Annotated in this window: 13 protein-coding genes; 5 read left to right on the plus strand and 8 right to left on the minus strand. The window is 62.7% G+C overall.

Annotated elements, in window-relative coordinates:
• Positions 1-227: 227 nt before the first annotated feature.
• A complete protein-coding gene (gene dnaG / locus JQ558_RS20535; protein ID WP_212294707.1) occupies positions 228-2,249 on the minus strand; it encodes a DNA primase in 2,022 nt (673 codons plus the stop codon).
• Between the two features lie 185 nt (positions 2,250-2,434).
• Between dnaG and JQ558_RS20540 the strand changes: the two genes are divergently transcribed.
• Positions 2,435-3,001 (plus strand): chlorite dismutase family protein, encoded by a 567-nt coding sequence (locus JQ558_RS20540; protein ID WP_212294708.1) that lies wholly within the window; start codon positions 2,435-2,437, stop codon positions 2,999-3,001.
• Positions 3,002-3,159: 158 nt separating this feature from the next.
• On the opposite strand, the gene JQ558_RS20545 is transcribed toward JQ558_RS20540, so the two are convergent.
• The 3 genes from JQ558_RS20545 to JQ558_RS20555 form a co-directional block, all read right to left on the minus strand.
• Positions 3,160-3,570 (minus strand): gamma-glutamylcyclotransferase, encoded by a 411-nt coding sequence (locus JQ558_RS20545; RefSeq protein ID WP_212294709.1) that lies wholly within the window; start codon positions 3,568-3,570, stop codon positions 3,160-3,162.
• Positions 3,571-3,680: 110 nt separating this feature from the next.
• Entirely contained in the window at positions 3,681-4,493 is an 813-nt protein-coding gene (locus tag JQ558_RS20550) for a transglutaminase family protein (protein WP_192736720.1), read from the minus strand.
• Between the two features lie 2 nt (positions 4,494-4,495).
• On the minus strand, positions 4,496-5,395 hold the full coding sequence (locus tag JQ558_RS20555; RefSeq protein WP_212207703.1) for a transglutaminase family protein: 900 nt from the start codon (positions 5,393-5,395) through the stop codon (positions 4,496-4,498).
• 99 nt (positions 5,396-5,494) lie between these two features.
• Here JQ558_RS20555 and JQ558_RS20560 point away from each other — a divergent pair, with 99 nt between their 5' ends.
• Positions 5,495-6,298, plus strand: coding sequence for an N-formylglutamate amidohydrolase (locus JQ558_RS20560; protein WP_212294710.1), 804 nt, complete (start codon positions 5,495-5,497; stop codon positions 6,296-6,298).
• A gap of 420 nt (positions 6,299-6,718) precedes the next feature.
• Here the strand turns inward: JQ558_RS20560 and JQ558_RS20565 are convergent, their stop codons facing one another.
• Positions 6,719-7,336: a LysE family translocator gene (locus tag JQ558_RS20565; protein WP_212207701.1), complete on the minus strand. Its 618-nt coding sequence runs from the start codon at positions 7,334-7,336 to the stop codon at positions 6,719-6,721.
• Between the two features lie 303 nt (positions 7,337-7,639).
• Here JQ558_RS20565 and JQ558_RS20570 point away from each other — a divergent pair, with 303 nt between their 5' ends.
• The 3 genes from JQ558_RS20570 to JQ558_RS20580 all read left to right on the plus strand — a co-directional run bounded on the left by JQ558_RS20570 (position 7,640) and on the right by JQ558_RS20580 (position 11,102).
• Positions 7,640-7,954 (plus strand): helix-turn-helix transcriptional regulator, encoded by a 315-nt coding sequence (locus JQ558_RS20570; protein WP_192736724.1) that lies wholly within the window; start codon positions 7,640-7,642, stop codon positions 7,952-7,954.
• A 39-nt stretch (positions 7,955-7,993) separates the two neighbouring features.
• Complete coding sequence (locus tag JQ558_RS20575) at positions 7,994-8,506, plus strand: SRPBCC family protein (protein ID WP_212294712.1); 513 nt, start codon at positions 7,994-7,996, stop codon at positions 8,504-8,506.
• Positions 8,507-8,876: 370 nt separating this feature from the next.
• Positions 8,877-11,102 (plus strand): ATP-binding protein, encoded by a 2,226-nt coding sequence (locus JQ558_RS20580; RefSeq protein ID WP_212294714.1) that lies wholly within the window; start codon positions 8,877-8,879, stop codon positions 11,100-11,102.
• A 4-nt stretch (positions 11,103-11,106) separates the two neighbouring features.
• Here the strand turns inward: JQ558_RS20580 and JQ558_RS20585 are convergent, their stop codons facing one another.
• From JQ558_RS20585 to JQ558_RS20595, 3 genes are all read right to left on the minus strand, one after another.
• Positions 11,107-11,544, minus strand: coding sequence for a hypothetical protein (locus JQ558_RS20585; protein WP_212207697.1), 438 nt, complete (start codon positions 11,542-11,544; stop codon positions 11,107-11,109).
• A gap of 19 nt (positions 11,545-11,563) precedes the next feature.
• Complete coding sequence (locus JQ558_RS20590) at positions 11,564-11,917, minus strand: nuclear transport factor 2 family protein (protein WP_212207817.1); 354 nt, start codon at positions 11,915-11,917, stop codon at positions 11,564-11,566.
• A 94-nt stretch (positions 11,918-12,011) separates the two neighbouring features.
• On the minus strand, positions 12,012-12,482 hold the full coding sequence (locus tag JQ558_RS20595) for a MarR family winged helix-turn-helix transcriptional regulator (protein ID WP_212207696.1): 471 nt from the start codon (positions 12,480-12,482) through the stop codon (positions 12,012-12,014).
• Positions 12,483-12,496 lie beyond the last annotated feature (14 nt).

Raw genomic sequence — 12,496 nt, forward strand, 5'->3', positions numbered from 1 at the left:
ATGCAGGATGCGGCCGCCGCACCTGCAATACGAAAAGTAAGTCACGACGCGGAAAGGGCGGCGCAGACTGTCGCCACCCCGAATCCCCGTTTCGCCGGTTATGTCTACTAGCCGTAAGGCTCTTAAGCTTCGCTTAACCCTGTTTTTGCAGCCAAACCATGGGTTTGGCGAGTCTTTTAACGGCTCCGGCACGAGCCGTCCGCATCATTTTTTCATCTGACGCTTAATCAGACGCTTTGCCGGAACCGGCCTGAAAGCTCGCCAAAACCCTCAATCAGGGCCTCGGTGCCGTCGAGCGACTCCAAACGGGCGCTGACGTCCTTTAACCACGCCAGATTGGCCTCGCTGGACTCCTCGCCCAGGGCCAGCTCGGCATCCTTCTTTTCCCTAAGTAGGGCGTGCGTTTTCTGATGCAAGGCAACGAGTTGCTGCCAGGTGGAAAGAACGTCCTCGCGGGCGGCGCCGATCTGCACGCCCCACACCGCCCCGGTCGTGATCGCGCTGCCAACCCGTTGAAGAACTTGCGAAAATCCGCGCGCTTCGAGATCGGCGCGCATTTTCTCGGCCTGTTCTTCGACATCGGGGGAATGGTGATGGTCGCCGGCAAAGGCCGCAATAATACCGGCGCGGAGCTTGTTGGCCTCCGGATGGGCCAGTTCCAGGGCCGCCACCTCCTCCAGATGGTCGTGCAGCAGCCATGGGTGGTTGATCAGGGACTGCAAAATCAGCGCTTCCCGGCGGGACATCGCGCTGCGCTGGCCGCGCATGATCGGGCTGTTGGCGAGCTGGGGGCTCGCCGCCTGGTAGGGGCCGCGGTTGATGGTCTGGCTGGCGGAGCCCGCCTGCCCGCGGCCGCCATAGGGCGCCGCCCGGCCCGCCGGGCCCGGGGTGAAGCTGCGGGAGGCAAAACGGCGGCCTGATTCGCCGGGCCTTCCTCCGCCGCCGAAATTGCCGCGGCCGTAGCCGCCGCGGCCGCCTTCGGGCGCAAAGGTGTTGCGAAGCCGCTCGGAGAGATCCTGGCGATAATAGCGCCGCACCACTTCGTCGCGGATGCCGTTCGAGAGTTCGCCGATCCGCGCTTCCAGCGCCGCGCGCCGCTCCGGCGTTGCAAAGGTGCCGCCTTCGATCTCGCGCGACCACACGATATCGGCGAGACCACGCGCCGCCGAAATCACTTCCTCGATCGCGGCGCGGCCGCCGGAGCGCGCGAGATCGTCAGGGTCCTGTCCCTCGGGCAGCAGCGCAAAGCGCAGACTCTTTCCGGGTTTTAAATGCGGCAGCGCGAGATCAGCCGCGCGCCACGCCGCTTTCTTGCCGGCCTTGTCGCCGTCAAAGCAAAGGATCGGCTCGTCCACCATCTTCCACAGCAGCATCAGCTGGTTTTCGGTCAGCGCGGTGCCGAGCGGCGCGACGCTGGCTTTGAAGCCTGACGTGACCATCGCGATGACGTCGACATAGCCTTCGACCACGATCAAGGGCGCGCCGTCATGCGTTGCCTGCCGCGCGGTGGCGAGGTTGTAGAGATTGTCACCCTTGTGAAACAGCGGGGTTTCCGGCGAATTCATGTATTTGGCGGGGACGTCCTTTTCCAGCGCCCGGCCGCCGAAGGCGATCACGCGGTTGCGCACATCGGTGATGGGAAACATCACGCGGTCGCGGAATTTGTCGTACGGCACCGGAATTTCTTCGCCGCCGTTGAGCAGCCCCGCCTCGACCATGTCCTCGGTCGGGATGCCCTGCGCGCCGAGATATTCTTTCAGCGCAAAGCGATCGCCGGGCGCGTAACCAATGCGAAACTGCAGCTGCGTCGCCGGCGAGATCGCGCGGTCGGCAAGATAGCCGCGCGCCTTGGCGCCGCCCCGCGAAGCCAGCGTGTCGGCGAAAAATTTGGCGGCGAGCTCCATCACGTCATACAGCGTCTTGCGGCGCTGCTCGTGCCTTGCCGCATCCGGCGTCACCGCAGGGAGCGCCATGCCGGCCATCGAGGCGAGGCGTTCGACAGCCTCAGTAAACCCGACGCCCTCGGTCTCCATCAAAAACGAGATGATGTCGCCGTGCTTGCCGGAGGAGAAGTCGTGGTAAAAACCCTTCTGGTCGTTGACCGTAAAGGACGGCGACTTCTCCTGTTGAAACGGCGACAGCCCCTTCCACTCCCGCCCCGCCTTCTTCAGCTTGACGCGCCGCCCCACGACTTCGGAGACCGGAAGCCGGGCGCGCAGTTCTTCGAGGAATTGGGGCGTAAAGCGCATGGGTGAATTGGGGCCTTGATTCGCTGGGCCGGATTCTAGCAGTCGGCCAACCGGCCATGGATACAGGGCGGGCGGCGGGAAATACGAAACGTATTGGGTTTCTCGCCGCTATTCACAGGCCCCGCCATCCCGGATGCCCCGGATGACATCTTGAACCCGGCCCGGTTCCACGCTTCCATAGGCCCATGTTCACGACCTTCAGAGGCGGGCAAAGCGGGGCCTGGCAGGTGGTGTCGCAGGCCGCGGTCAAGGGCGCCGAGCTGTTGCTGACGCCGGCGGTGTCGGTCGTCCATTCTGCCTCGATCGCGCTGCCGATCCTGCCCTCGCAGACCTCCTGGCGGCTCGCCGGGGTCGCGAGCCATGTGCGCTATACCGAGCGCGCCGAGAAGGACAAGCTGGTGGCGGTGCAGGCCGGGCTCGGCCGTCCCGAAGCGACCCGCGCGGCGCTGATCCCGATCAAGAAGAATGCCGCGTGGTGGGACCTGACCCAGGAAGAGCGGCGCCGGATTTTCGAGGACAAGTCGCAGCATATCGCCGCCAGCCTGAAATACCTCCCCGCGATCGCCCGCCAGCTCTATCACTGCCGCGACCTCGGCGAGCCCTTCGATTTCCTGACCTGGTTCGAATACGACCCGGCGAATTCAGCGCTGTTCGAGGAACTGGTCGCGATGCTGCGCGCGACCGAGGAATGGAGTTACGTCGAGCGCGAGATTGACGTGCGGCTTGAGCAGGAGCCGCTGGGGGCGGGTTAGAGGCTGAACCTTCGCACGTTCCCGCGTCATCCCCGGGATGAACGCAATTGCGTTCACCCGTAGGTGCGCGCTCTTGCGCGCCTCGAAGGATGAGAAGCGCCCGTGGCCCATCCTTCGAGGCTCGCCCAGCGGTGCAAGTGCACCGCAAGGCTCGCACCTCAGGATGACGAGCGCGTTTCCAGAAACTTCCCCGACGCGATGCGCGGCAGGCCGGTGACCGGCCAGTTGTAGACGTAGGTCCACGCCTCGCTCGCGCTGCCGTCATGAAGCGTGACGTTCAGCATCTGCCGCACATATTCGGTCGGCGCCTGAAAACCCGGACCGCAGGCCTCATACATGTCGAACTCGCCGAGCAGCGCATCGCGGTCGCGCAGGCGATACAATTCACCGGACACGGTGTCGGCAGGATCGTCCGACAGCACCAGCCCCGGATAATGCTTGATGAGATAGAGCCGGCCGCGACACGTGGCCTCGCCGATGAAATCGGCGCTGCGCGACAAGAGCTTCGCCATCGGATGGTCGAAGCCGCGCATCAGGGTGCCGTAGACGAACAGACGATCTGAAATCATGGCCCTTCATGTCATTGCGAGCGCAGCGAAGCAATCCATCTTGCCGCGCAAAGAAAGAATGGATTGCGTCGTCGCTCCGCTCCTCGCAATGACGGCGGAGAGTGCGCGTCTTAAGCCACCACCACCTCGTCGCTCACGACGACGAATTTCACAAGATCCATCCGGCCAAAACTCGTGGTCAGCGCGACGTCGGCGGCGTCGCGGCCGGTGCCCATCAGGATGCGGCCGATCCGCGGATGATTATGCCGGGCGTCGAAGGTGTACCACTGGCCGGACAGATAGACCTGAAACCAGCCGGAGAAATCCATCGGCGCGGGATCCCTGGGGATGCCGATATCGCCCATGTAACCCGTGCAGTAGCGCGCCGGGATGTTCATGCAGCGGCAGAACGTCAGCGCCAGATGGGCAAAATCGCGACAGACGCCGGCGCCCTGCTCGTAGACGTCATGCGCCGACTTCATGTGATGCGCGTGCTGGTAGCCGAACGTCACGTGGTTATGGACGAACTCGACGATCGCCTGCACCCGCGCCCAGCCCTCCGGCGTATTGCCGAACAGCGACCAGGCGACGTCGGTAAGCTTGTCGGTTTCGCAATAGCGGCTCGGCATCAGATATTGCAGCACCTCGTCCGGCAACTGGTCGATCGGGATCTGCTGCGCGGTCGGCATGACAATATCGGGCAGGCCGGAATCGCGCACCAGCGCGCTGCCGCGCAGGGTCACGCCGCCGGCGGGCGCCACCAGCCGTCCGCAGACATTGCCGAAGATGTCTCGATAAAAACCGATCGGCACGTCAGGCTCGGCGACAATGCTTTCCGTGCCGACGATGTCGGAAAACCGCGACGGATGGATCGAGAGCATGATCACCATCGGCGTCGGCTGCACGGCAGCATAGGCAATCTCGAAGCCGACCTTGATCTCCATGATCAGACCTTTTCCGCCTGCGCTTCGTCAATGACGGAGACGACGTTGATATTGACCTCCATGCCGACGAAGGCATCCGCCGAGCCGAGATAGGCGCCGTGCAGCGGAATGGCCTGGCGCGGATCGCGCGCCACCGCGACGCGAATGAGGTCGCGGGTGCCGATGATGCCATTGGTCGGATCGAACTCGATCCAACCCGCGCTCGGCAGATAGACCTGCACCCAGGCATGGGTCGAACCGCCGCCGACATAGCCGTGTGCACGGTCGCCGGGAATGAAGAGATAGCCGGAGACGAAACGCGCAGCGATGCCGAGCCGCCGCAGCGCCTCGATCATGAACAGCGCATAGTCGCGGCAGGTGCCCGATCCGGTCTGCAGCGTATCGAGCGGGTGCTGCGTGCCCTGCTCGTAGCGCTTGCGATAGGTGAAGGCGTCACGGATGCCATGGGTCATGCCGCTGAGGATATTGAACGTCGGCGTCGGCCCTTCGGCGTCGAGAAATCTGCGCGCCCATGCCGACAGTTCGCCATTCGGGTCGCCATATTGCGGCGTGATGAACTGCACAAGATCGGGAAACTCCTCCTCGTCGTACAGGAACGGATAGAAATAGGCGGGATCATCAGCGGTCAGCGCGAACTCTTCGGCCGGGTTGTGCTCGACGGTGGCCGTGGAGGTGAACGACAGCGTCTCGGCCCGCTCATCAAAGGTTGCGATCGCAACGCTGTTGCCGAACACGTCATGGATCCAGCGCAACTGCATCGGCTGCGGCTCGATCGCGAGGTTGCCGGACAGCACGCGCAGATCATGGCCGTCGCGCGGACGCAGCATGATGCGGTGTTCGCCGAACGCCACCGGGTGCGTGTAGCGATATACGGTCTTGTGATGAATCGTGAGTAACGGCATCGTCAAACAATCATCGTGATTCTGGGCCGGCTAATCTATACAAAAACCTGCTCATTTGTAGGCCGACATGCCGCTTCGATAGGCAATGCGTAAGGAAAAATGGTTTTGAACGACGTCGGCGACACATCATTACTCTTGGGATCTCAGGATGTTCCCCCGGTCCGCGAATATAATGCCGGGGGACGCTCGCCGTTTCTGCTCACTTGTGACCATTACGGCCGCTTGATTCCCCTCGTGCTCGGCGATCTCGGATTGCCGGAGAGCGAACTGGTGCGGCACATCGCATGGGACATCGGCATCGCAGGGGTCGCCGAGATGCTGTCAAAACATCTCGGCGCGCATCTGATCGCGCAGCGCTATTCGCGGCTGGTGATCGACTGCAACCGCCCGCCTGATGTCGCAAGCTCGATCCCGCTGATCAGCGAAACCACGACGATCCCCGGCAATGAAGGTATCGCGCGAGAAGCCGCGGAACTGCGCCGAACGCAGATCTTCGATCCCTATCACCGCCGTATCGGCGCGATCATCGACGCGCGCCGAGAGCGGAAGATGCCGACGATATTGATCTCACTGCACAGCTTCACGCCGGTCTATGCCGGCATCGCGCGTCCCTGGCACATCGGCACGCTCTATCAGCGCGACAAGCTATTGCCGCCGCTGCTGCTGCAATTGCTGCGCGCGGAGCCTGATCTGGTGGTCGGCGACAACGAACCCTACGCGGTCAGCGACCAGACCGACTACACCATTCCCGTTCACGCCGAGGCGCGCGGCCTGATGAACACCGGCATCGAAATTCGCCAGGACCTGATTTCGGATCAGGCCGGCGAGAAAGCGTGGGCCGACCGGCTGGCGCGCATTCTTGGTGAGGTCGAGACGATTTTTCGGTCGCGGCAGGTGATTTAGTTTTCAGTCGCCGCACCTAAGCTGCGTTCCCTCTCCCCCTGCGGGGTCGAGACGCCGCGGTTCAAACGGATTACCGCCGCGCACCAATGGCCTCATGGTTCGAGACGCGCGCAAGAGCGCGCTCCTCACCATGAGGGTCTAATATCCTTCAGACCTCATCCTGAGAGGCTGAGCGAAAAAGCAGCCAGCAATTTCGGGCGCTTCCTAGCTGCCTGCAAATGATTCGCTTTCTCGTCATGGCCGGGCTTGTCCCGGCCATCCACGTCTTTCTTGCTTAAGTGAAACTAAGACGTGGATGCCCGGCACAAGGCCGGGCATGAAGAGTTTCACTACAAAGTCCTATTTCGTTGGCGACATTTGAGTCAGACTCTGAGGAGGCCGCACCGCGGCCGTCTCGAAGGATGAAGCCACCGAGGCGTGCTATTTTGCCCTTGTCAGCGCCAGCCAGATGCCGCCGCCGATCATGAAGCCGCCCGAGATCCGCGACACCAGCCGTGTGCGCTCCGCCGAGAAGAACAGCCGGGCCCGGCCGGCAAGCAGCGCATAGACCGCGTCGGTCATGGCGGCGGTCACCATGAACGTCGCGCCGAGCAGCGCCACTTGCGGGAAGTGGTCCTGCTTCATGTCCATGAACTGCGGGATGAAGGCGCCGAAGAACACCAGCACCTTGGGATTCGAGAGCAGCACCAGAAAGCCCTGCAGGAAGAAGCCGCCGCGCGGCGGCGGTGGCGGTTCGTCTGATTTGATGCCCACCACCGGCTCACGAACCAGCTTGATGCCGAGCCAGATCAGATAGGCCGCACCGGCGAAACGCACCCAGTCGAACCAGTAGCCCATCGTCGCCATCAGCGAGGTCAGGCCGACCGCGACGATGCCGATCACGATGGCAAGGCCGACCTGGGCGCCGGCGACATTGATCAGGGCGGCGCGGGTGCCGTGGCGCAGGCCGTTGGCGATGATGAGCGTGACCACCGGACCTGGCAGCAACGCCAGCGCGATGCAGGCAGCGACGAAAGCGAGATAGACCTGGAGGGACATGATGGAACTCGGGATGGGAGGGAGCTTACGCCATTTATGCACGTGAGCGGGGGAGATGGAAGCGGTGCATTCTTCCTTCTCCCCTTGTGGGAGAAGGTGGCGCGCGAAGCGCGCCGGATGAGGGGTTCTCTCCTCACGGTAAAATCTTGCGGCGAGGATAGAACCCCTCATCCGGCGCTTCGCGCCACCTTCCTCCCACAAGGGGAGAAGGGAAGAAAAGCAGCCTCACCGTCCTTCCATCGCATTACCAACGCGCCTAGCAGACCTTGACATGCAACCATTTGGTTGCCTATTATCCCCGCCATGGATGAAGTCTTCCGAGCGCTGGCCGATGCCTCGCGACGCGCGCTGCTGGACAGGCTTCATGCCAGGAACGGACAAACATTGGGCGAACTATGCGACGGCCTCGCCATGACGCGGCAGGCCGTGACCAAGCACCTTGGAATCCTCGAAGCGGCCAACCTCGTCACCACGTTAAGGCATGGCCGCGAGAAGCTGCACTATCTGAACCCGGTTCCGATCCATCAGATCGGCGAACGCTGGATCAAAAAATTCGAGCGCGGCAAGCTCACCGCGCTCAGCGAATTGAAACGGCAATTGGAGAAGCGTGATGAGTAAGGTGGAATTCGTCGCCCGCCTCGGCATCGAGGGCGCGTCATGAACATCGACAAATTCAAACCCGCGATCGTCTACACGATCTACATCGCCTCGACCCCCGAGAAGGTTTGGCAGACGCTGACGACGGCGGAGTTCAGCAGAAAATATTTCTTCGGCCATGCCGTCGAAGTCGATCTGAAGCTCGGCGGCGCCTACACCGTGCGTACGCCTGATGGCGCGCTGCATATCAGCGGCGAGGTGATCGAATGCGATCCACCGAGGCGGCTGACCGTCACCTTCAACGTCAACTGGCCGGCGCTGATCGAAAAGCTTGGGCCGACGCTGGTGACGTACGAGATCGAACAAGCGGGCGAGGCGGTGAAGTTGACAATGCTGCAATCGCACGACCGCGTCATCAGCGAAGATATCCTCTCCGGCGGCCGCCAGGGCTGGCCGGCGATCCTCTCCAGCCTCAAGAGCGTGCTGGAGACGGGTCAGCCGCTCGCGATCAAGATGGCGCCGCCGCAGCGCATGCTGGACGCGCTGAAGGCGATGGGGATCGGGACGCCTTGATGTCGTCCCGGCCTTGAGCCGGGACCCCATACTCCGCGGCGTTCGTTGTCGAGGAAGGTATCAACACCTGGGCTCTCACCGATGGGCCGCGGCGTTTGGGTCCCGGCTCAAGGCCGGGACGACGGTGGAGTTGACGCCAGCCCTGTTAACCGCAGCACGTTCCTTCCCTTGTCACCCGCCCTGATTGCGATAGCCGACCAGAGTCTGTAGGGTCGCTCCGAGGGACTCCAATAGAAGCCATTTGAAAACTGCCGGCCCGGTTTTTCGCAAGGGGCATTTGCCATCCCCGGCGGACGGAGCGGCACACGATTGCCGCACATTATTAGTTAAAAATGAAACTGTCTGATTCGAGCTCGAAAATTACAGACCGATGAGCCTGCGCACCCGGCTACTGATACTCGTTATCGCGGCCATGCTGGTGCCGGCCATCCTCGTGGGACTGCGCTTCGCCCAAAATCGCGCCAGCGAAATCAACGCGGCGCTCGCCAATTTGTCGGCAACGGCCGATGATATTTCCAGGGATCTGGACGAGAAAATTCAGGGCACGGCGCAGCTTCACTACGGTCTGGCCCGCGCCCGCGACCTCGACACGTCAGACAAGGCGGCCTGTTCGGCCTTCCTCTCCGCGGTGCGCGAGGAATACCCGCAGTTCACCGGCATCCTGACCATCACACCTGACGGCGCCCTGTTCTGCGACTCGCTGCGGACCAACCGCACCCTCGACTTGCGGGATCGTGCCTATTTCAAACAGGCCCTGACCGCGCACGGTATCGTCACGCTGGAGCCGGTGTTCGGCCGGCTGACCGGGACCTCCGTGCTGCAGATCGCGTACCCCACCCGCTCGGAATCCGGCGATCTGAAATTCATCCTGCTGGCGTCGTTCAACTTGCGCAAATTCGCCGAGTACGACAAGCGCCTGCTGAACGGCAAGGATGTGCTGCTGGTTGACAGGAAAGGCACCGTCCTGGTCGCCCCGCAGGGAAAGGGGTGGACCATGCCCGCCGGCGCATCGATCGCAAACTCGGACCTGTTCCGGTTTGCGGCCGCAGCAAATCACGAACCCTTCCACGAGATGCAAGACGCTGAGGGCCGGACGCATGTATGGGCCGTCGCCCGCTCGCCTTCGATCCGGGACGCCGGCCTCTATATCATGGTGGGGCTGCGCAAGGACGGCCTGGTTGCCGCCGCCAACCGCCGCGTCTACGAGGATCTGGCGATGCTAGCGGTGGCCTCGCTGCTGCTGCTCGCAGGCGTCTGGCTGCTGGCGACATTGGGCGTCGGCCGTCAGGTCGGACGGCTCGCCGGGATGGCGCGGCGGCTCGGCCTTGGCGATTTGAGCGCGCGGATTCCCGAGCCACACCCAGGCGGCGAACTGGGCGGACTGATGACGCTGCTCAACGGCACCGCCGAGTCGCTCGAGCGGCAGCGCGCCGCCATCGACGAGCTCAATCAAAAGCTCAGTCAATCCCAGAAGATGGAGGCGATGGGTCAACTCACCGGCGGTGTTGCGCACGATTTCAACAATCTCTTGACCGTCATCCTGGGCAACGCGGAATACCTCGCCGAGAAGCTGGCCGCGAACCGGGAACTGCACACCATCGCCGACAGCATCGCCACCGCCGCCGAGCGCGGCTCGGACCTCACAAGGAGCCTGCTCGCCTTCGCACGCAAGCAGCCATTGACGCCGCAGGACATCGACATCGGCCAGAAAATTCTCGGCATGGAACAATTGTTGCGGCGGACCCTGGGCGAACATATCGAATGCGAGTTCCTGCTCGATCGGGACTTGTGGCGCGCCAGCGTCGATCCCGGTCAGTTGGCGTCCGCGCTGCTCAATCTGGTGCTCAACGCGCGCGATGCGATGCCGCAGGGCGGCAAGCTGACGGTCGAGGTGCGCAACATCGCGCTCGATGAATCCGACCTCGACGTCAATGGCGAGGCGCGGCCCGGCGATTACGTCGAGGTGGCCGTGACCGATACCGGCAGCGGTATGATTGCCGAAGTGGCCAGCCGCGCCTTCGAACCGTTCTTTACCACCAAGGAGGTGGGCAAAGGCACCGGTCTCGGCCTCAGCATGGTCTATGGGTTTGCAAAACAATCCGGCGGCGCGATGCAAATACGCTCCGAGCCGGGACGCGGCACCGCCGTCAGGCTTTTCTTCCCCCGCATCAATGCCCCGCACAGAGGCGCCGCGCCGCCCGCTGACCAGCTCGCCGCACATGCCGGCACCGAGACCATTCTCGTTGTCGAGGACAATGATCTGGTGCGCGCGTATGTTGAAAAGGAGCTGAAGGAGCTTGGTTATCGCGTCATCGTGACACGCAACGGCCGCGAGGCGCTGGAGGTATTGCGCCAACGCAGCGAGATCGATCTGCTGTTTACGGATGTGGTGATGCCCGGCGGCATCTTCGGACCAGAGCTTGCCAGGGAAGCATCCCGGCTGCGGCCAGAACTCAAGGTGCTTTTCACTTCCGGCCACACCGAACATCCGGTCCAGCCGCTCGACAGCCTCGACAGCGAAGCGAAAATTTTGAACAAGCCGTACCGGCGAAACGACCTGGCGCTGATGCTGCGGCGTGCGTTGAAGGGGAGTTGAGCGGCTAGGAGGACAGCAGCAGGAAGACCACGACTAGATTTGCCACGAACAGGATCGCGTCGATGACAAATATCCGGAGCATCGGGCCCTTCAACACCGGCCAGTACGCCACCCCGACGCGTCCCCCGCGCATCAGGACCGGAAGGTTATAGGCGAACTGACTGAAGTGGCACGCGGCAAAGAACAGGAATAACGCAAGCTGCGCGTCAGCGGCCCCAAAGAAGGGCGGCCGGGCCAGCAGATACAGCGACAGCAGGCCGATTGGCAGATTGATCCCGCCCAGGAACGCCACGCTGGCCGATAGGGTCGGCGCGATCGGATTTCCGCGCTCTTCCCGCGGCACCAGTATTTTCAGCGTATTGCTCTGGGCAATGCTGAACTGGATGAAGGCGCCGCCGAACCAGAGTGTGTTGAGCAGCAGGACGAAATCCGAAAATCGCATCGTTACTTTCCGTACATGGCTATTTTCCGTAGAAGGCCTCGCTGCGCACCACACGGCCGGCAGCGTCGAAGTCCATGAACTCGCTGGCGCGCGTGTCGCCCAGTTGCCACCAGACCGTCAGGCGCGCGATCGTATCGTCCCAGCTCCAGCTCAGGATTTTCAGATCGGCGCTCTCGATGTGTCCGTAAGCCTTGCGCCAGTAGGCGCGAATGTTCTCAAGGCCCGCGACCACAGGAGAATCCGTCAGTTTGAGGGCCAAGGGGGAACGCATCTCCGCGTCGTCGGCAAAGTGCGAGACGACAGCGTCGATATCAACCTTGCACCAGCTTGCGCACCACGCCTCGACAAAGCGTCCGGCGGCGGCCCGGTCCATCGTCTGTTTGCTCAAGCTCCCGCACCTCCTCGGCATCACTGCAGAGAAAGTTGTCACGGCACGATCTTCAAGTCAACTATATTGACCTTAGAAATCAATTGCTGTCGGCGATAGCCCCCATGACGGCCATCCACGCGGCAGCGCCACGCGGGCCGACACGATCGAACGCCTCGCTCACGACCTTGCGCTCGTAGTCCGATGCCCGTTGTTCCGTGCGTTTTCCTGCTTCCGTCAGCCGCAGCAATTTGGAGCGATGCTGCTCGGGCGACCGCCTCGAGGTCAGCATCTTGCGCTCCAGCAGCAGGCTGAGCGGCCGGTTCAGGGCTTGTTTGGATATGCCGAGAATTTCAATCAGCGAGCCGATCGACACGTCGGGCTGCCTGGCAACCACGTAGAGAATGCGGTGGTGCGGGCGCGACAGGCCAAGGGTCGCAAGATACTGATCGGCGGAAAGCGTCATCCCGCGCCAGCCGTAATACATCAGCTCCAGCGCCGCGTCCAAATCATGGAGTTTCTTGAGCGAGGCGCGGTGCAAGCCCGCGGCGTGAGGCACAGTTTTTTGCATTTTCCTACCGCATA

The sequence above is a fragment of the Bradyrhizobium sp. AUGA SZCCT0160 genome, from assembly GCF_018130105.1.
Lineage (GTDB): Bacteria > Pseudomonadota > Alphaproteobacteria > Rhizobiales > Xanthobacteraceae > Bradyrhizobium.

Coding starts and splice junctions, on each gene's coding strand:
- JQ558_RS20585 (WP_212207697.1), bottom strand. CDS start 11,544: ATGCGATTTTCGGATTTCGTCCTGCTGCTCAACACACTCTGGTTCGGC.
- JQ558_RS20570 (WP_192736724.1), top strand. CDS start 7,640: ATGGATGAAGTCTTCCGAGCGCTGGCCGATGCCTCGCGACGCGCGCTG.
- dnaG (WP_212294707.1), bottom strand. CDS start 2,249: ATGCGCTTTACGCCCCAATTCCTCGAAGAACTGCGCGCCCGGCTTCCG.
- JQ558_RS20590 (WP_212207817.1), bottom strand. CDS start 11,917: ATGGACCGGGCCGCCGCCGGACGCTTTGTCGAGGCGTGGTGCGCAAGC.
- JQ558_RS20550 (WP_192736720.1), bottom strand. CDS start 4,493: ATGGAGATCAAGGTCGGCTTCGAGATTGCCTATGCTGCCGTGCAGCCG.
- JQ558_RS20595 (WP_212207696.1), bottom strand. CDS start 12,482: ATGCAAAAAACTGTGCCTCACGCCGCGGGCTTGCACCGCGCCTCGCTC.
- JQ558_RS20545 (WP_212294709.1), bottom strand. CDS start 3,570: ATGATTTCAGATCGTCTGTTCGTCTACGGCACCCTGATGCGCGGCTTC.
- JQ558_RS20575 (WP_212294712.1), top strand. CDS start 7,994: ATGAACATCGACAAATTCAAACCCGCGATCGTCTACACGATCTACATC.
- JQ558_RS20560 (WP_212294710.1), top strand. CDS start 5,495: ATGGTTTTGAACGACGTCGGCGACACATCATTACTCTTGGGATCTCAG.
- JQ558_RS20555 (WP_212207703.1), bottom strand. CDS start 5,395: ATGCCGTTACTCACGATTCATCACAAGACCGTATATCGCTACACGCAC.
- JQ558_RS20580 (WP_212294714.1), top strand. CDS start 8,877: ATGAGCCTGCGCACCCGGCTACTGATACTCGTTATCGCGGCCATGCTG.
- JQ558_RS20540 (WP_212294708.1), top strand. CDS start 2,435: ATGTTCACGACCTTCAGAGGCGGGCAAAGCGGGGCCTGGCAGGTGGTG.
- JQ558_RS20565 (WP_212207701.1), bottom strand. CDS start 7,336: ATGTCCCTCCAGGTCTATCTCGCTTTCGTCGCTGCCTGCATCGCGCTG.